Here is a 20,645-nt window from a genome sequence, read left to right as displayed (position 1 = left end):
ATAAATATAATATTTTGTTGTTTTATATTGTTAGTTTTAAATTCAAGCTAATAATTTTCCTTATGGTAATAGTCACAATATTTAAAAATCCACTTAGTTAATCTTAAACATCAAATTTATTATCTATTAGACACATTGGAAACACTCTATATCACAGCTTATTTTTCTTTTTAAAAGATAGTTTTTGTACTTAGCCTACAGTAGTGTTTTTTGTATTTTCAAGGTCTAAAGGCATATTATATTAAACATATACTCACTTTAAAATTAAGCCTACAGTATTATTATAATCAAACTTTCTACTAGATTTTAGTACCATGTATCCTTCTACTTTGCTTATTAAGCCATAATAATATAATCTATTAAATATAAATTTTGATACTTGAATAGAATCCTGCTGTAAATCTCTATCTTCCCTATAAAAATCTTCTTCCAGAATAATTTTATAACTAACATCAACATCTCTAAAAATTTTAACTGCTTCCTTCTTACTATCAACAATATTTTTGTAAGGCTCAAAATTGAAAATTAAATCCAATCCATCAAAAACTTCTTTATTTATGCCATAAATATTTTTAATTTCTTTATCACAACTTATAAAATTCTCTTCAAAATATTTTTTAACTACACTATTATCATAGTAATCATCTAAAATAGTTTTTCTAATTCCCATTGTAAAAATAGAGTTAGTTTTTATCACATTATTTAAGATGTTTTTAGTTGTGTTTTTAAGTTTGTTATCATAAATTTTATCTTCACTAGGTAGAATATAAAAATTTCCATATTCATACTTATTATTTCTATTGCATCTACCCATTCTTTGTATCAAGCTATCCATAGTTGCTAAATCACTTATTATTGTATTGAAATCCAAATCCAAAGATATTTCTACTGATTGAGTTGATATCCAAATATCACCCTCTCCATTTAATATTTTACTATATTTATCTTTTTTATCTTTGAACTTAAATCTACTATGTAAAACATCTATATCTACACCACTATACTTATCTGATAAATTTTCTTTTAAAAACTCATACGTTCTATTCACTGAATCAATAGTATTCTTTATTATAAGAATTTTTTGTTTATTTTCTAAAGCACCTTCAACTATTGACTTGATTTCTTTTTCCTTTATAAAAGAAACCTTTACATCTTTACCTTCACAAATTTCTTCTTCCTTGTTGCTCTCAATAAAAACTATTTCTCCTTTATCAGTAACATTTTCATTACTTTCTTCTTGAAAAATAATTCCCTTGTTTATCATTTGCTCTTTATATGATTTTGGAAGTGTAGCTGTCATTAAGTGAAAATCAACATCTAAGTACTTGCATGCAAACTGCATAAAATATATCAAAATCAAAAACATCTTTGGTTCCAATAAATGTACTTCATCAACAGTTATAGATGCATTTTTTACGGCTGCAAATATTTTTTCATATCCCGGAAATTTAAACATACTAAGCAATAACTGGTCAACTGTTGCAATTACACAAGGTTTACAAAAATTTATACTCAAATCTATATCCCTTAATGTCAATACAAAATCATGTTCTCCATTATCTTCATTTTCTGAATATAAGTTTATATCTCCATGAAGTAATCCAATGTAATCATTACTACTTCTTGTATCTAAATCATTTTTATTTTGAAAAATATTTTTTCTATAAAAACTTTCTGCTGATATTTTATTTGGTACTAAAAAAAATTTTCTTTTAAAAGTCTTTCTATAATCTGCAGCTGTTTTTCCTGAACCTGTAAATGCAACAGTCAGAACATTTCTTCCAGAAAGTTCTCGTAGTCTTTTTTGTATAGGGTTAAATTCTATATTATTTTTGTCTAAATTATCATGACTCTTATATATCTCAGTTAGAATCATTTCATCAATTTCTTCATCAGTAAAATCGTTATAAAATTTTATACCTTTCTGTCTACTTGATGCACTATGGTCTATTAAGTTCAGCATCCCTTTATATAAAATATACTTAAACTTTCTATAATTTAAAATTGAATCTTCTATTTGACCATTGTTATAATCACTGTCTACAACCATACTTTCACTTAATTTATCTATGTAATCATAATCCAATACATCTTCACTAAATTTAAAATCTACATTTAAAATGTCCTTTATATAAATCTCTATATCTTTCAGATTAAACTCTTCTTTTTCTAAAATGCCTTTTTCAATATAATCATAAATTTCTTCTTGAACTTTACTAGTACTTAACCTCATATAATCTTCATAGTTTCCATGATGTAACATTATACTTTTATATATATATAACTTATCTTCTTCTGACAAGTTCATTTTTTCTAATATATCTCTTAAAAATGCTCCAGATAATATATTGTGTCTTGCTATCTTTTTTAAAGATTTTTTGTCAGACTCTAATTTTTTCCTCTCTTTTTCTGAACAACTAGACGATATTTTATTATTAATCTCTAATTTTCGTTGCATAATTGAATTAATTTTTCCTAAATCGTGCAAAGCACAACATATTTTCAGTATCTCTATATCTTTATTTGAATATAAATTTAGCTCTAATATAGATTCTAATACTTCAAATAAATCCTTAATATGTTCAACTAATGTTTGCTCTCGTTGATTAGTTCTTAAATTGTATGACTTAGCTAATATTTCTTTTTGCATGATAAACACCTATCTTTCAAAATAATTTAAAGCCATGTAAAAACTTCTTTTGTATCAATACACACATTTACCTTAATATTTTTAGGATATATACCATCATTATCAACATATATATAATGGCAAAACTCATAAACTCTATCATCTCTATTTGCTTCTAAATCTTTATATTTATGAGGTAATGCAATCAATAAACCTTGATTTATTATAGTCTCGACATTATCTTTATCTCTTAAGTCAACTCTTACATATGTATTCTTTAGTTTTATATTTTCTTTTATAGCATCACGAGTATTCATAGGTGTAACCTCTTTTAACTCAACTTCTTTTACAAAACATCCTTTTTCACTTGGTATTACAAAATCTTCTTTTCTTCCTAAATTTGCATATTTACATGGGCTTTCAAGCTTTTTTCTAATAAATTCAAGTTCTTCATCATCCTTGCAAGAAATAAATATAGTCAGTTCTACTTCTTTAAGAACTTCATAGTTTAATATGCTATTTTGAGCTTTATGCTCTTTATAGTAATCATAGTAGTTTCCTTTAAGCAAAAACTTTTCTTTATCTTTACCTTTTCCCATTTTTATATATTCATTCCAAAAATCAATGTTCTCTCCTCTTGAAAATTCTAGTTCTCTATGATGATGTGTTCCAATTATTCCTATATCTATATCAGAGTTTAATCTTCTATCACATAAATACGTTATCATTCCCATTATTGTGGTCTTAGATGGTAAATTTAAAGTACTTATATATTCATTTTGAAATACTTTTGGGTCTCTATAGTGAGCAGTTGGTTGCTTAAGTTTACATTGTAATACTTTCATAATTCAAAAAACCTCCTACTCTTTTAAATACCACATATTATCTTCTCCAATTTCCAATCTATCTGCTAGATTTTTAATCTCTTTTACAGGGTATTTACTTAAATTAAACTTATTTAATTCCTTTTTATTAGAAATTTTTAATCTGTCATTGATAGCAAGTATTGTATTACTTTCTTTAAGGCTATAACTTTCTATAGTTTCTATGACTCCCTCTAAATTTATCTCACCACTATCAGCGTTATAATCTACATCATTCCAAAAAAACGGTACAACTTTATCAAAAGCTCCACCCATTACTGCAAGTGGTTTTAATAGTACTGATGAATGTTTTATGTTTCTTGTAAACACAGTAATTGCATCTAATATATCTTTTACTGCTTTTTCTCTTAACTCCTTACTCATAAATTTTCTTTCTTCTGGTAAAAGCAAGTTTCCATCTTCTACTTCTACTACTCCTATCCTATCAAGTTCCAACGTTATTGTATAAACGTAGTAATCTGATAAAGTCTCTTCTATTGCTAATGCTTGTGTTGTTGGAAAGTTTTCATCTCTAGGTACTTCACTTTCTTCCTTCTCATCATAATATTTTCTACCAAATTCACTACTTAAAAAACCCCTATTTGTTATCAACTGTGTTGAACCTCTATATGGATTTAATGACCTAAAAGGTATTATTCTAAGTGGAGAAGCTTTACTTATAGAACCTTTATCTTTAAGTGGTATCAAATAACCAAATACATCAGTCTCTAATCCATTTTCATCTACACATCCTACATTTTTCTTAATAGATGGATATATATTTCCTTTTTTTCCAAAAATAATATTACTTAAATTCCAACCATATTCTTGGTGGAGCATTCTTCTTAAATCATATGTTATTGTGGCTATACTAGTTTTTGCATGTATTTTTTCTCTATATTGTTCTTTTTTTATTGGTGTATAATTTCCATAACCTTGGTCATATGAAAGTGGAACTGGGCTTTCTGTCAGTATAGTTAATGTTACTCCTTTTACTCTTTTTTCATTCATTTTAAATTTTCCCCCTTTTTTATTTCATGATTTCTTGAATAAATAGACCTACATTTGTATTTAACTCTAATTCAGAACTCTGCATTAGACCTTCTACAAACCCCTCTCCTATTAAGATTCCATTAGAAACTAACACATGCATTATAGTTTGAAATAGCTGAGTTCTATCATTAGACTTAAGTAGTTGAATCACTTTCATAGAAAAATTTTTTCTTCTGGATTCATCTGTCATTTTATTAAATAAGTCTTTACCTACTCTTGAATATATTAAATTACTTTCTGTATAGTTTTTCATTTTATACTCCTCCCTTCCATCTACAATCCAACACAATTTTATATATAAACCGATATTATATGAGCTAGATACAAAATCCATTTCTCGAGAAGTTCCAGTTGATTGCTTTAAAACACTTATATTGTCAAGTAATAATTCTTTTAAATTTGATAAATTCCCATTATCAATCATTTTTTTACCCAAATTTCTAGTATTCCCTGGCTCTCTTGAAAAATTATAATTATCTATAATATCTATAAGTTCAATTTTTTTTAGTAATTCTTTATACTCTATAATAGAGTCAAACTTTAGAATTATACCTTTATTCGTATCAATATCAAACCTATATAGTCTAATTGAACTTATTTTTTCATGCAAAAGTTTTTTATAAAATGATTTATCTGAATACATTTTTCTTTTAAGCATTATCTTATGATTTAAAAATGCTAATTCTCTTAAATCATTCGTATATGCAAAAACCATTGGTCTTTTTAAATTTATATATAAAAGACACATTAAGTTGAAAAATTCACACTCAAAACAAATATTACTTTCAACTTGTCCACTTCTTTTAAAGCCTGATTTTTCTGCACCTCTAAATAAAAAGTTATACTTAGAGTCTTTTCGTTCTCTTAAATCAATATCTAGTTTTGTTGTTTTATTTATATTACAAACATTACATACACTATCTTTTTCTTCATATTGTGTCAAATCAATTTTATTTATTTCTATATTTGATTTGATTACAGTATCGACTATTTTTTTTACATTTGTTTCCATGTTTTCTAAACTCGTGTTTAATCCATATTTACCACTATTTCTAACATATGGAAATCTTCTGTTTTTAAAATCTTTTTTAATACCTTCCTTTTGTTTCTCAGTTGCAGAAGCTTTATCTAATTCCTCAATAAAATTTACATACGTCAAATTATCTATATTATTAAATATTTTTTCTAAAGTTTCCTTTTTTCCATTTTTAAATACCTTAAAAAGTTGATTTTCTAATATATAGTCGGATATGTACTTAGGGTCTATATATTCTAAAGACAAATAATTTCTATTTAACTCACAAGTAAATTTTAAGTTATAATCATTTTTTTCTAGTTTGTTTTTTAAATCCATTAGTAATTCATAAAAGTAAACAATGCCAATATCTCTTACAATATCACCTGATCTATAAAATTTAGCTTTTATTGCTCTCACCTCGCTACTTTAATATATCAACCATTCCTGCATTTTCCGTCCTTCTATATCCAATACCCATTTTATACAGTGCATTTAAATCTTTTACGTCTCCTTTTAAAAAAAATGTTCCTGCATAAGCATTTATATAGTAATATTCTCTTTCTTTAAATCCACGAATCTTTTCTTTTAAAACTCTTTTTTTAAAGTTAAGAGGTATAAATTCTAGTGGCTTTATAAGCCCTCTACCTCTTATACTCTCCAGAGTTAGATTAGCTATATAGTTTAAACATTCTATATAATTTGAATCTTCTACATCTAAATATTTACCTTCTTTATTCTTTACTATTATAGGAGACATAGTTTTAAATATAACACCATTTTCTTTTATCTCATGTTCTTTATGTATTTTTATATTTTTTATTTTAAATCTATAACCTTTATATTCTAGCTCCTTAACTTTTAAAATTCCGTTGTATAATTTACTGAACATAGAATAATTATAAAAACTTATATTAAATATTATATCTCCATCAACAAGTAACTCATTTTTGCTCCTTATAAGATTTGGTATGTAAATGGCTGTATTTATATCCTTTATTTGCTTATTGTTTTTTCCTTCTTCCCCATAGTTAAATATGCTTTTAGCAAAATCTTTGTTTTCTGCATTTAGAATATTTTTTATAAAGGAAACTGACAACATTGAATTTTCATTTGGAAATTTGCCATTACATGATTCCATAAAAATTGAAATTCTACTCATGCCTTCACCTCCTACCTTCTAGTATAATTCATTATTCTCTGTTTGTAATATAAAAAATTCATAAATATATGTATCTATGAATTTTTTATATTTATAAGATAATTAATATTTTAAAATAGATATGTATAAATTTATGTCCATTGTAATTTTTATTACTACTGAAATAGAAATAACATATAACATGTAATGAGATAATTTATTACAAAATAAATTTACTACTATTTTCATAAAATTTTTTAACCCTTTCTTAATTATTTCTTTTATTTTGTTTAAATTCATATTTATTCCCCCTCTATATTTTTATATTTATTAAATCATATTTACATTATATGATATTACTTACATAGAGTCAATGTTATTTCTAAATAATTAAATTGACTGGATAAATATCTTTCTACATAATTAATTTGATTGAAAATTTAATTATGTAGAATCAATATAATTTTAATTATGTGATTTTATTTTTATACTCCTCATTGTTAATCTAAACTATTAATATAATACTATTTCCATATAAATTAAATTGACATTTGAATACCATGTTGTTGAACTAAAAGCTATATACTATTATACATAAAACTTTTCTAAATTAAAATACATTTTTTAAATTAAAAAAACTCTTATTCTAAATTTTCTATATACACACTATACAAATACATTTAGTCATTTTAAACATTTAATATAATAAAAAAATTTGATACTATATAATTAAAACTTAAATATTAAGGAGAATACTATGTCAGAAGTAATTTTAAAAAATATATCAAAACTTTACTCAAATGGATTTAACGCAGTAAAAAACATAAACATAGACATTAAAGATAAAGAATTTATCGTCTTAGTAGGACCATCTGGTTGTGGTAAATCGACTACACTTAGAATGATTGCTGGTCTTGAAGAAATCTCTGAAGGAGAACTATACATTGGAGATAAACTTGTCAATGATATAGAACCAAAAGATAGAGATATAGCTATGGTTTTTCAAAACTATGCTTTATATCCCCACTTATCTGTTTATGAAAACATGGCATTTGCACTTAAACTTAGAAAATTACCCAAAGATGAAATAGACAAAAAAGTTAAAGAAGCTGCTAAAATATTAGATTTACTACCTCTTTTAGACAAAAAACCTAAAACACTATCTGGAGGACAGAGACAAAGGGTTGCTTTAGGACGTGCAATAGTTAGAAATCCTAAGGTATTTTTAATGGATGAACCTCTATCCAATTTAGATGCAAAACTTAGAACTGCCATGAGAACAGAGATAACTAAGCTACACCAACAGCTTGGAACTACATTTATCTATGTAACACATGACCAAGTTGAAGCTATGACTATGGCTGATAGAATCGTAGTAATGAAAGATGGAGTAGTTCAACAAATTGCAACTCCACAAGATGTATACGACTATCCAGCTAATATATTTGTTGCAGGGTTTATTGGAGCACCACAGATGAACTTCATTGATGTAACATTAATAGAAGAAAACAACGAAATTTATGCACAAAATGAAAATATTAAGCTTAAATTGAATAAAGAAAAACACTATGATTTAATAAAAGACAATTATATTAATAATGAAGTTATTATAGGTATTAGACCAGAAGATATTCATGTAGAAGATACTTTTATTAAATCCAATCCAGATACTTGTTTTAAATCAAAGATTGAAATAAAAGAACTTATGGGAGCAGAGACTTATGCTCACTTAAAACTAGGTGAAAATACGATAACAATTAGATTTGATAGTAAAAACAGAATTAATGTTGGTGATGACTTAACACTTTCAGTTGATAATAGTAGAATACACATATTTGACAAAGAAACTACTTTAGCTATAAGATAAGAATATAATCTTATTTTTAAGGAGACTTTATGGAAGAGTTAAAAGGTTTTTTAGAAAAACAACTTAATAAAAAAATAAATATCTATCCATATGAAAATCAACGTTTAAATGCTAATAGCCATTTAGTTACTTTCAATAATGCTATTTATGTTATTGATTTTCTAGATAAAAATAATCTTGATAATCTAAAAGGTAACTTTTATTTAATTTATCAATCTCACATAGACTTTGAATATATAAAAAATATTTTTTATAACTTATATGATGATATAAATATAATACAACTCAATGGTTTCATTGTGGTAAATTCTAAATATGACTTAGATATCAATGTAACTACACAAAATATAATTGAAACTGAAACTTATCAAAGTACTTATATTTTTTATCTTGGTGAATTAGATAATAAATTTGATTTTGATTTTAGATTACAGTTATGTTCTGATTTACTACCTCATATTGTAAAAGACAACGCTGAAAATAAGTTTTTAAATTTATTTGACCTTATTAGATATAAAACTTTAGATTTAATTAATGAGGATAATATACTCAATAAATTAATAGATTTTAATAAGATTAAATCTATTGACGAAGAACTTCTATATACAGGAATAAAATTTATAAATAATGACTTAAACATTTCTAAGACATCTACTAGTATGTTTTTACATAGAAACACACTAGTATATAGATTGGAAAAAATTAACGAGATACTTGGATTTGATTTAAAGAACTTTGAAAGTGCAATGATTTTTTATCTGAGTGTCAAATCTTATTTTCTCTATAAAAAAATTTAACTACTAAATTAAGCAGAGATTTGAAAGACTAGTTCAAATTTCTGCTTAATTTTAATTCAAAATATTGTATACTTATGAAATACTCTATACTTCAAAGCTTAGAGTTCATAAATATCCAATCAGTTATGTTTTACAAACAGTATTTTTAAACTTATCAACTATTATACTTATTAAGTTCATAAATCCACTATTTTACTTTTCTTAATTCTTTCTTTAATATAAAATTCAATAAAAAACTTATCGTACCTAAGACCACCATCACATATCCTAATATCTGAAATTGTTCTGATGTTATATTTGCCTCAAATACCATTCCAAGTAAAACAGTTGCTAAAATAGAGCCTAAATAACGACTAGTTTGAAAAAGACCAGAAGCTGTCCCTATACTGTCAGTAGGACTTTCTTCAAACATAGAGGATTGTAATGCTACATTACCAACTCCATAACTAATACCTGCTAATGATAAAATAATACCTTTTCCTATTACTGATATATGAACAAAAATTACTGAAAGAAGTACTGCACTAATAAACATAAAAATTGATGACATAACAAGAGGAAATCTAGTTCCAGATTTATCTATCCATTTTCCAGTTAATGGAGATATAAATATACCTATACCAGACATAAATAACATAAATAATCCAGTCGACTTTGCACTATAATGTAATGCATCTTGAAAATAGCTAGGAAGACCAAAAAACAAAATATAATTAAAGAAATTTAATATAATAAACTGTAAGTAAACCTTTGACAATTTAGGGTTACTTACAAAAAGCTTAATATCTATAAATGGCAATTTTGTTTTCAACTCATGCCAAATAAAAAGACATATCAATATTATACCTAATATAAGTTGTTCCAAATTAAAAGACTCCTTCATAGATAGCATAAATATCAATATAAAAATCATTGCAATTGAAAATAGAAGTATACCAATAATATCTAATCTTGATAAAACACTTTTTAAAGTCTCTTTTATAGATGTCTTCTCTTTTGCCTCTTTGGGGAATAAAAAATACCCTAGGCATATAGAAACCATAACAATAGGTATATTTACGAGAAATATAGCATGCCATCCTCCTAAATCCAACAATAATCCTCCAAGTGTTGGACCTAACCCTGCTGTAGTTGAAGCAAAAATGGTTAGAACTGCTAATGCAGAAGACTGTCTTTCCTTTATATTATTTTGTATAAGAGCAACCCCAGATGGATATAGAGTACTTGTTCCAATTGCTTGAATTACTCTTATAAAAATCAATATAAAGAACGATTGAACAAACGGTACTATAGATGCTGATAAAATTACAAGTATTAAACCACTCAAAAATAAAACTTTTCTACCTATTAAATCTCCTATCTTACCTGAAACTGGTTGTGCAATAGCACTAGCTAAATAAAATGCTGAAACAATCCAAGATACCGTTGTAAAACTAATATGAAAATCATTTTGTATACTATGTAAAGCAAGTGAAATCATAGAAGAATTAAGAGGGTTCAGCATAGTTCCTGAACCTATGGCTACCAAAAAAAGCGTTCTTCTAGCATTTGTTTTACCCATAATCGCGCCTCCAATAAGCAGTTTATTTACCTTATAAAAAAGCTGCTCCTATAATTCCTGCGTCTGAACCTAAAGTTGCACACGTAATTGTAGCTATATCTTCTTCTTTGTATAATACAAATTTTCTTACCAAGTCTTCTATTCCATCAAGTATTATATCACTAGATTTAGAAATACCTCCACCTATAGATATAATTTCCGGGTCTAAAGAATTTATTGTATTTGCAAAAGTTTTTGCTAAATACTCTTTAAACCTATTTATTACTTTAATTGCAACTAAGTCATCTTCTCTATATGCATCAAACACCATCTTTGCATTTATATTTTCTAAATTACCTTCTGCTAAATCTAAGATACTACTCTTTTCTCCTTCTTGTATCAGCTTTTGAGAATACTTTATAATTGCAGTTGCTGAACAAAAAGTTTCTACACAACCATTATTTCCACAATTACAATTAAAATAGTTTTCTCCTATAATTTGATGACCTATTTCCGAACCCAGTCCATGTGCTCCAGAAAAAACTTTTTGATTAATTATTATTCCTCCACCTACACCAGTTCCTAAAGTATATAGAACACCAACATTAGCACCTTTCATACTTCCAAACTTTGCTTCTCCAAGTGCTGCTACTGTCGCATCATTTTCTCCATGAATTTCAACATCTGGAAATATTCTTTTTAGTTCCTTATTAAAGTCTTTTCTATCCCATTTTAAATTTACACAAGTTACTAACCCATCTTTGTTTATAAATCCAGGCACACCAAATCCAATGGATTTTATGTCACTCATAGTAAGCTTGTTATCTTCCAACAACTTATCAATCATTACTTTTATGTCATAAAGTATTCCTTCAAAACCTTTTTCAATTACTGTTTTACATTCTGACCTAAAAAGTATCTTCCCATAATTATCAACTACACCGGCTTGTATACCTGTTCCTCCTATGTCTACACCTATATAATACATCCTTTTTCACCTTTCTCTTTTGAATTATTTAATTTTTACCTATATTTTATTATATATATAGTATATTAAAATGTGATACTATGCAAATTTTTCATAAAAGTTTATAAACAAAGCAAAAACATCTTCTCACAGTATATTCTTACTATGAGAAGATGCCTATTTTATTAATTATTTTAATTTGGCAAGTGTTCAAAACAAGCTATATTTAAAGCAAGCATTTTAAACCTTTGTTTCTGCTTATTTTTTATATACAATATTATTTATAACTAAACATCAAACAAATCTTAAACATGTTTTTTAATTGGCATAAATTAACTTTCTATAAAAATAATCTCATATTTTAGTAATTTATACTAAAACCTTTATATAGAATATATGCATATTTATTTGCATATACCTAAACCAGATATATATTTCTTTACATACATATCTAACACAGCAATTAATACCACATACATATCTTTTTACACATGTATATACTAAAAGTAGTTTATAACTAGGTTACACTAACTAAATTCTAATCAGATATATCCTTTATAAAAATTTTAATTCATGCAAAAGATTTAAAAATTAGATGCTTTGTCCATATAATATGACTATTTTACTGCTAAAAATTTAGGTCTAGGTAATTACAATAATTATCCCAGCTTATGAGTCTTTCCAGTACTTAATCTAGCACTAAAAGCATCTAATTTTATCTTACATATTACAATAAAGTTTTCTTCATCATTTGGCAGTGCCACATCCGTTCCCACTGGAATCACCCCTTTCTTTTGTTTGGTTATATTATAACACATTATATATTTTAGGACAAGTATTTTTCAGAAAATTATCTATATTCAGTTTTATTTTTTTATACAAAAATAGCCAATATAAAAATCATAATATGTTCATTGAAAATCTCATAAATAACTAAGACTTCAAAAATATGATTATATATCGGCTATTTTAACTACTTTTTCTTAAACATATCTTCTATTTTTTGTCCGAATGTTTTCTTCTTTTCGTGGACGTTCGACCCGCACTCCTTCGCAAATGCTCTCAATAGTTCTTTTTGCTTATCATTTAATTTTTTAGGAATTTCAACTACAACTTTAACATATTGGTCTCCTCTTGAATTACCTCTAATTCTAGGAATTCCTTTTTCTTTAAGTCTAAATACAGTTCCAGTCTGTGTTCCTTCTGGTACACTATATTTAACTTTTCCATCCAAAGTAGGTACTTCTATTTCATCACCTAAAGTTGCTTGAACAAATGTAATTGGCATTTCAAAATAAATATCATTTCCATCTCTAGTAAACAGTGGATGTGACTTAACATTAACTACAATATATAAGTCTCCTCTTGGAGCACCTTTTTCTCCTACTTCACCTTGACCAGAAAGTTTTATCATTTGACCATCATCTATACCAGCAGGTATATCTACTTCTATAGTCTTAACTTTTCTTGTATTTCCAGTTCCATGACATTTACTACATGGAGATTCAATTACTTCTCCAGTCCCATTACAAGTACTACATGGTCTTGAACTTGCTATATTACCAAATGGAGTTCTTTGAACAGTTCTAACTTGACCAGTTCCACTACAAGTTGAACAAGTTTTCTTTGATGTCCCTGGTTTTGCTCCAGTTCCATTACACTCTTCACACTCTTCACTTCGATTTAATTTTATAGACATCTTTTTACCAAATGCAGCTTCTTCAAAAGATATAGTAACGCTTTGTCTTATATCTGCACCACGTTGAGGACCTCTTCTTCTCTGTCTTCCACCTCCAAAGCTTCCTCCAAACATGTCACCAAATATATCTCCGAACATATCTTCAAAACCACCAAAGCCTTGACCGCCAAATCCTCCTTGACCACCAAAACCGCCTTGACCATTTAGCCCATCATGTCCAAACTGGTCGTAAGTTTTTCTCTTTGTATCATCAGATAACACTTCATAAGCTTCATTTATCTCTTTAAACTTTTCTTCTGCTTCTTTATCTCCAGGATTTCTATCTGGATGGTACTTCATTGCTAATTTTCTGTAAGCTTTTTTTATCTCTTGGGCTTCCGCACCTTTACTGATACCTAAGACTTCATAATAATCCCTTTTTGTACTCAAAAATTGACACCACCTTCGTTTTACAAAACGATAGCTTGTAGAATAATAAACTACAAGCTATCATTAATTCTTATATTCTACTTTAAGTTATATAATCTATGATATATTATATTCTTTATGATGTGTATTGTCCATATATCTTTAACACTATATGATTTTCATAAATCATATATGCTCCAATTATCATTTAGTATTACATATTATATATCTTATTTATCTTCATCTACTTCTTTAAAGTCAGCATCTACCACATTGTCATCTTTAGGTCCATTGTCTTGAGCTTGTTCTGCACCTTGTGCTGCTTGTTGCTCTTGAGCTGCTTGTTGGTACATCTCTTGAGATACTTTTTGGAACTTAGTCATTACTTCATCTGTAGCTTTCTTAAGTTCTTCTGCTGTAGCATCTTGATTATCTTTTACAGCTTTTAAATCTGCTATAGCTTTTTCTATATCCTCTTTGTCACCTGAACTTATTTTATCTCCAAGTTCATTTAAAGTTTTTTCAGTTTGATATATAGTAGATTCAGCTTGATTGAATGCTTCTATTTTTTCTTTCTTTTGTTTGTCAGCTTCTGCATTCATTTCTGCTTCTTTTATCTTTTGCTCTATTTCTGCTTCTGATAAATTAGTGTTTGATGTTATAGTTATTTTTTGTTCTTTTCCTGTACCTAAATCTTTAGCTGAAACATTAACTATACCATTTGCATCTATATCAAAAGTAACTTCTATTTGAGGTATTCCTCTTTGTGCTGGTGGTATATCTGTTAATTGGAATCTTCCTAAAGTTGTATTGTCATAAGCCATACTTCTTTCACCTTGAAGAACATGTATATCAACAGCTGTTTGATTATCAGCAGCAGTTGAGAATACTTGAGATTTCTTAGTTGGTATTGTAGTATTTCTCTCTATTATCTTAGTCATTACATTACCCATAGTTTCTATACCAAGAGATAGTGGAGTAACATCTAGTAATAATAAATCTTTAACATCTCCTGCTAAAACTCCTGCTTGTATAGAAGCACCTGCTGCAACACACTCATCTGGATTTATACCTTTGTGAGGTTCTTTTCCTATAAATTTCTTAACAGCTTCTTGTACTGCTGGTATTCTTGTAGAACCACCTACTAATAATACATCATCTATATCACCTGTAGAAAGTCCTGCATCTTGTAAAGCTGTCTTAGTTGGCTCCATAGTTTTTTCAACTAAACCTCTAGTTAATTCCTCAAATTTAGCTCTTGATAAATCTATATTTAAGTGTTTTGGTCCTTCTGCTGTAGCAGTTATGAAAGGTAAGTTTATATTTGAACTCATTGTTGATGATAGTTCTTTCTTAGCTTTTTCTGCTGCTTCTTTTAATCTTTGAAGAGCCATTTTATCATTTCTTAAATCTACACCTTCAGCTTTTTTGAATTCCTCTGCTAAGTAATCTATTACTATTTGGTCAAAATCATCTCCACCTAATCTATTATTACCAGCTGTAGCTAAAACTTCGAAAGTTCCATCTCCTATTTCAAGTATAGATACGTCAAAAGTTCCTCCACCTAAGTCAAATACTAATATTTTCTTTTCTTGGTCTAATTTATCCATACCATAAGCAAGTGCTGCTGCTGTTGGCTCATTTATTATTCTCTTAACATCAAGCCCTGCTATTCTACCAGCATCTTTAGTAGCTTGTCTTTGAGCATCTGTAAAGTAAGCTGGAACTGTTATAACTGCTTCTGTTACTGTTTGTCCTAAGTAACTTTCTGCATCTGATTTTAATTTTTGTAAAATTATTGCTGATATTTCTTGTGGAGTATATGATTTCCCATCTATATTTACTTTATAATCAGTTCCCATATGAGTTTTTATAGAAGTTATTGTTTTATCTGCATTTGTAACTGCTTGTCTTTTTGCAGGTTCTCCAACTATTCTTTCACCATCTTTTGTAAATGCTACTACTGATGGAGTAGTTCTCATACCTTCACTATTTGCTATTATTTGTGCTTCTCCACCTTCTAATACTGCAACACATGAATTTGTTGTTCCTAAATCTATTCCTATTATTTTTCCCATGACTAAAATCCTCCTTGAGTAATTATATAATTAAGTTTTACTTATTTGAATATTTTATATTAGGTTAAATATTTTAACCTTTAATCTATACTTAGCAAGAAACTTTAACCATTGAAGGTCTTATAACTTTAGTTCCTAGCTTATATCCTTTTTGAAGCACCATTACTATTTGATTTGCTTCAACTCCATCTACGCTTTCTTGCATAACTGCTAAATGTAAATTTGGATCAAATTCCTTAGATTCTGCTTCTATTTCTTCTACTCCAAATTTTACTAAAGTGTCTATCAACTGTTTATGTACAAGGCTTATACCCTTATACATAGTATCCTCCTTATCTTCACATGCATCTAAGGCTCTTTCCATACTATCTATAACTGGTATTAACTCAGTTATTATCTTTTCATTTGCAAATACACCTATTGTCTCTTTCTCTTGTTGAGTTCTTCTTCTGTAGTTTGCATATTCGGCTTGAAGTCTTTGATATTTATCATTTAATTCATCTAGTTCATCCTGCAATTTCTTTTCTGCTAACTTAGAATTTATATCTGTTACATTTTCATCATCAACTTCTTTTTCATCGGTTTTTTCACTTGAATCTTCACATTCTTCATTAATAACTTCTTCTTCTAACTCTACTTGAGTTTCAGATTCTTGGTTAATGGAAGTATCATTTTCTTCTCTTACTTCTTGTTGTTCATTTTTTTTATCCAAGACTTTACACCTCGCAATTTAAAATTTCTTTACTTTCTATTAATTAGTAAACTCATATAATTTATTATAGAGTAAATTCTAGCATAATCCATTCTTGTAGGGCCTATAAAGCTTATTCGCCCAACCAAGTCTCTATCTACATTATAAGTTGCTGTAACTATACTACAATCCTGTGCCAATTCACAATCATTATCACTACCAATTATTATATTTAGATTGTCTTTTTGTATTCCCTTTGATTTAATTATGTCAGCTATCGTTTCCTTTTTTTCTAACATATTTAAAAATGACTTTGCTTTTAATACATCATTAAATTCTGGATAGCTAAATATATTAGTAGCTCCATTCAATGATAGAGAAAAATCTTCTTCTTTCATATTTGAGTTCAAAGCATTTAAAAGCTCATCTATAAGCCCAGAATACTCACTTATTTCATATTTAATAAAAGCAATTAGATTATCATCCAAATCTGTTATACTTTTACCTAAGAGCTTCCTTGTAAGATTATCAGAAATCAAATTTAACTTAGATTGTTCTAAATATACATTAGTTGTAAGGTTAGCTTTTTTTAAGTCTCCTTTATCTGTTACAACTATAAGTAAAATATTATTGTCACTCATAGCAACCAACTGTATGTGCTTTATAACACTTTGATTTATTAAACTCTTGGTAACTGCTACAGTTGTATAGTTTGTTAGTTGAGATAATAGCTTAGAAGTTTCATGAATCAATTCTTTTATATGATTTATGTTGTGATTCATACACTGTTCAATAAGAATCTTATCATTATCATCCAGTTCGCTTTTACTCATAAGAGAGTTTACATATAACTTATAGCCTTTTTCAGATGGAACTCTACCCGCAGAAGTATGAGGCTGAATTAAGTACCCTAATTCTTCAAGGTCAGCCATTTCATTTCTTATAGTAGCAGCACTAACACCTAAATCATGTCTTTTAGATATTGTTCTAGAACCTATAGCTTCAGCTGTTTCTATATAATCTTTAACTATAGCTTTGAGGATATTTAATTTTCTTTCATTTAACTCCATATTATTATACCTCCTAGCTGTTAGCACTCACCAAGTTCGAGTGCTAAAAAGATTATATATATTATATACCATTATAAATTTATTTTGTCAACACTTTAAAAATTATTCCATAAATTCTATAAATATACTATTAGATATTTCTCTTCCTTTTTGAGTTAACTGTATACCCTGAAAGCTTTTATTTATAAGCCTTCTAGTCGATAGCATTTCTATTTGCTTGCTGTATTTTTCTCTAAAATCTATTCCAAATTTTTTTTTAAAATCTTCAAATTTTATACCTTTATTCATTCGAAGCCCCATAAATATCTTTTCTTCTATCATATCTTTTATAGAAAGATTTTCACTTTCTTGTATTGGTTTTTCTCTTTTTACCAAACTTAAATGATATTCTTCTAAAGATTCTAGATTATTGTATCTATTATTATCAATATAGCCAGAAGCTCCTGCTCCAAGCCCTATATAATGTTCACATTCCCAGTATAAAATATTATGCTCACAATTATAGCCTTCTTTTGAGTAATTTGATATTTCATATTGATTATACCCTTTTGACTTTAGATAATTTATTGTATACTCATACATTTCTATATCTATATTTTCATCTATAAGTTCAAATTTATTACTCTCATGCATATTGTATAGTTCAGTGCCTTCTTCTAGTATAAGAGAATAAGCTGATATATGTGTTGGATTTAAGTCTACAACTTTTTGAAGAGTTTCCTTCCAATCACATAGAGTTTGATTTGGAAGGCTGTACATTAAATCTATATTAATATTTTTAAAGCCTACACTTAATGCATCTTTATAGTTTTTCTCAAATTCTTCATAAGTATGTATTCTTCCAATAAAGTTCAAATGCTTTTCTTGAACAGCTTGCAATCCTATACTAAGCCTATTGATACCAACATCTTTCATAACTTTTAATTTTTCTAGGGTCAATGTCCCAGGATTACATTCTATAGTTATTTCTGCATTTTCATCTATATTAAACACTTCTTTTATACTTGTAAACACTTCTCTTATTTCATTAGATGTTAAAATGCTAGGTGTTCCTCCACCTATAAATATACTGGTTATTGTATCTGTTTTGTTTAAACTACAATCTTCTTTCTCCTTATAGTTATTATCTTTATATAATTTGTTGCTGTATAATTCCATTTCTATTTTTAAATCTTCTATATATCTTTTTTTTGAATCTATGTCCATTTTATAAGAATTAAAATCACAATACTTACATTTTTTCACACAAAATGGAATATGCACATAAAGTCCTAACATTTTATATTCCTCATTTCTTAAATTATCTTAAAATAGCAATTACTAAATTATAAATCAAACAAAATAGTACATCAAGTAAGAAATCATACACTTTTATTATGTAATACTACAACAAATTTGGATAAAAGTATGCCTTGACTTTCATCCAAATTTGTTTAACTTAAAATAATTAGTTATTTTTTTTCATATAATAATAAACTGGTAAACCTAATAGTGTTATAAATATTCCACCTAAAGATATTACTGTTGAAGTCATTATTTGATTTATTATCACAAACAGTCCACCTAATATAGCTATAATTGGTATTATTGGATATAAAGGAACTTTATATGGTCTGTATAACTCTGGCTTTTCTCTTCTAAGCCTCATAACACCTATAAAAGTCAATACATAAAATACCCATATTGAAAATATAGTTAAGTCTGTCAAAAGATTAAATTGACCAGATAATGCATATACACAGGCTAACACAGTTATAAGTAGTATTGAATTTACAGGAGAACCTCCAGAGTTTACTTTTAAAAGAGTTTTAGATGCTGGTAAAGTTCCCATTTCAGCTAATGTATAAGGTATCCTTGAACCTGTCAATAAGTATCCATTCAATGTCCCAAATACTGATATTAATATACCCACAGTTATCACTTTTCCACCTATATTTCCAAATAATCTTGTTGCAACTAATGTGGCTGGCGAAGTAACTGTTGCTAATTCACTTGCTGGCACTACCCAAAGATAAGCTATATTTATTATAATATAAACTGCCATAACTAATGATAAACCGCCAACTATTGCTCTTGGCAAATCTTTCTCTGGAGACTTCATTTCTCCTGATATAGCTCCAACATTTATCCAACCATCATATGCAAACAAAGTAGCTATTAATGCTTGTCCAAGTGCATTTGATGCATTTACACCATCTCCTACAAATGGATTTAATACTTCACTACTTTGCCCTTTAATAAATCCAAATATTATTATTAAAATTAAAGGTATCATCTTTCCAATAGTGGCCACTGTCTGAACTTTTCCTCCTAAAGATGAGCCTATTATATTTAGTACTGCTAGAAATAATATAACTCCAATTGCTATAGGAAGTACATTAGACATATTACTTGGGCTCATGCCTAAAAGCTCAGATGCTTGTTGAGCAAATATTACTCCTAGTGCTGCTGATGTACCTGGGAAAAATAATACAGTTTGCATCCATCCAGTTAAAAAACCTAATTTTTCTCCATATATCTCTTCGATATAAATCATCATACCACCAGTTTTTGGTATAGCAGCTGAAATTTCTGTAGCTGTAAGCCCAGCAGTTATTGTTATAAAACCACCTAAAAGCCATGCTATAATACCTAGACCTGGAGCTCCATTAGTTGTAGTGTATATCGCCTGTGGCTTAAAAAAAACTCCCGAACCTATAACCATACCTACAACAGTAGAAAGAGCTGCTGAAAGACCAATAGTCTTTTGTAGTTGAGTACGCATACTGTCCCTCCTCACTGTTTTATAGTGTATAAAATATTAATTTTATAAATTTATGGTTATAGT

16 protein-coding genes are annotated in these 20,645 nt (G+C 27.6%); 2 read left to right on the top strand and 14 right to left on the bottom strand.

Translation table 11 applies throughout. From position 1 onward, the window contains the following. Window positions 1-253 precede the first annotated feature (253 nt). The 6 genes from cas3 to IR152_RS00150 all read right to left on the bottom strand — a co-directional run bounded on the left by cas3 (window position 254) and on the right by IR152_RS00150 (window position 7,001). Window positions 254-2,650, bottom strand: coding sequence for a CRISPR-associated helicase Cas3' (gene cas3, locus IR152_RS00175; RefSeq protein WP_227449833.1), 2,397 nt, complete (start codon window positions 2,648-2,650; stop codon window positions 254-256). 26 nt (window positions 2,651-2,676) lie between these two features. After that, complete coding sequence (cas5, locus tag IR152_RS00170; protein ID WP_227449832.1) at window positions 2,677-3,474, bottom strand: CRISPR-associated protein Cas5; 798 nt, start codon at window positions 3,472-3,474, stop codon at window positions 2,677-2,679. 15 nt (window positions 3,475-3,489) lie between these two features. Further along, window positions 3,490-4,503 (bottom strand): DevR family CRISPR-associated autoregulator, encoded by a 1,014-nt coding sequence (locus tag IR152_RS00165; protein ID WP_227449831.1) that lies wholly within the window; start codon window positions 4,501-4,503, stop codon window positions 3,490-3,492. A gap of 19 nt (window positions 4,504-4,522) precedes the next feature. Beyond that, window positions 4,523-5,980 (bottom strand): hypothetical protein, encoded by a 1,458-nt coding sequence (locus IR152_RS00160; RefSeq protein ID WP_227449830.1) that lies wholly within the window; start codon window positions 5,978-5,980, stop codon window positions 4,523-4,525. A gap of 4 nt (window positions 5,981-5,984) precedes the next feature. Then, on the bottom strand, window positions 5,985-6,722 hold the full coding sequence (cas6, locus tag IR152_RS00155; RefSeq protein ID WP_227449829.1) for a CRISPR-associated endoribonuclease Cas6: 738 nt from the start codon (window positions 6,720-6,722) through the stop codon (window positions 5,985-5,987). 102 nt (window positions 6,723-6,824) lie between these two features. Then, a complete protein-coding gene (locus tag IR152_RS00150) occupies window positions 6,825-7,001 on the bottom strand; it encodes a hypothetical protein (protein ID WP_227449828.1) in 177 nt (58 codons plus the stop codon). Between the two features lie 457 nt (window positions 7,002-7,458). Between IR152_RS00150 and IR152_RS00145 the strand changes: the two genes are divergently transcribed. Both IR152_RS00145 and IR152_RS00140 read left to right on the top strand, forming a co-directional pair. Beyond that, complete coding sequence (locus IR152_RS00145; RefSeq protein WP_227449827.1) at window positions 7,459-8,568, top strand: ABC transporter ATP-binding protein; 1,110 nt, start codon at window positions 7,459-7,461, stop codon at window positions 8,566-8,568. Between the two features lie 29 nt (window positions 8,569-8,597). After that, window positions 8,598-9,365 carry a PucR family transcriptional regulator gene (locus IR152_RS00140; RefSeq protein WP_227449826.1) on the top strand — a complete coding sequence of 256 codons (768 nt, stop codon included), beginning with the start codon at window positions 8,598-8,600 and terminating at the stop codon, window positions 9,363-9,365. A gap of 187 nt (window positions 9,366-9,552) precedes the next feature. Here the strand turns inward: IR152_RS00140 and IR152_RS00135 are convergent, their stop codons facing one another. The 8 genes from IR152_RS00135 to IR152_RS00100 form a co-directional block, all read right to left on the bottom strand. Next, entirely contained in the window at window positions 9,553-10,926 is a 1,374-nt protein-coding gene (locus IR152_RS00135) for an MFS transporter (protein WP_227449825.1), read from the bottom strand. Window positions 10,927-10,957: 31 nt separating this feature from the next. Next, window positions 10,958-11,893 carry an ROK family protein gene (locus tag IR152_RS00130; RefSeq protein ID WP_227449824.1) on the bottom strand — a complete coding sequence of 312 codons (936 nt, stop codon included), beginning with the start codon at window positions 11,891-11,893 and terminating at the stop codon, window positions 10,958-10,960. Between the two features lie 952 nt (window positions 11,894-12,845). Beyond that, window positions 12,846-14,000 carry a molecular chaperone DnaJ gene (gene dnaJ, locus IR152_RS00125; RefSeq protein ID WP_227449823.1) on the bottom strand — a complete coding sequence of 385 codons (1,155 nt, stop codon included), beginning with the start codon at window positions 13,998-14,000 and terminating at the stop codon, window positions 12,846-12,848. A 209-nt stretch (window positions 14,001-14,209) separates the two neighbouring features. Next, complete coding sequence (gene dnaK, locus IR152_RS00120; RefSeq protein WP_227449822.1) at window positions 14,210-16,057, bottom strand: molecular chaperone DnaK; 1,848 nt, start codon at window positions 16,055-16,057, stop codon at window positions 14,210-14,212. 91 nt (window positions 16,058-16,148) lie between these two features. Next, window positions 16,149-16,769 carry a nucleotide exchange factor GrpE gene (gene grpE, locus IR152_RS00115; RefSeq protein ID WP_227449821.1) on the bottom strand — a complete coding sequence of 207 codons (621 nt, stop codon included), beginning with the start codon at window positions 16,767-16,769 and terminating at the stop codon, window positions 16,149-16,151. A gap of 29 nt (window positions 16,770-16,798) precedes the next feature. Further along, on the bottom strand, window positions 16,799-17,818 hold the full coding sequence (gene hrcA, locus IR152_RS00110) for a heat-inducible transcriptional repressor HrcA (RefSeq protein ID WP_227449820.1): 1,020 nt from the start codon (window positions 17,816-17,818) through the stop codon (window positions 16,799-16,801). Between the two features lie 102 nt (window positions 17,819-17,920). Beyond that, window positions 17,921-19,096, bottom strand: a complete 1,176-nt coding sequence (gene hemW, locus IR152_RS00105; RefSeq protein WP_227449819.1) for a radical SAM family heme chaperone HemW — start codon at window positions 19,094-19,096, stop codon at window positions 17,921-17,923. Window positions 19,097-19,265: 169 nt separating this feature from the next. Continuing rightward, the gene (locus IR152_RS00100) at window positions 19,266-20,582 is read right to left on the bottom strand and encodes an APC family permease (protein WP_227449818.1); all 1,317 of its coding nucleotides are present in this window, start codon (window positions 20,580-20,582) and stop codon (window positions 19,266-19,268) included. Window positions 20,583-20,645 lie beyond the last annotated feature (63 nt).

Source organism: Clostridioides sp. ES-S-0108-01 (assembly GCF_020662285.1).
Classification (GTDB): Bacteria; Bacillota; Clostridia; order Peptostreptococcales; family Peptostreptococcaceae; genus Clostridioides.
Note: the sequence above shows the minus strand (reverse complement) of the source record. Positions and strands in the feature narration are given on the sequence as shown.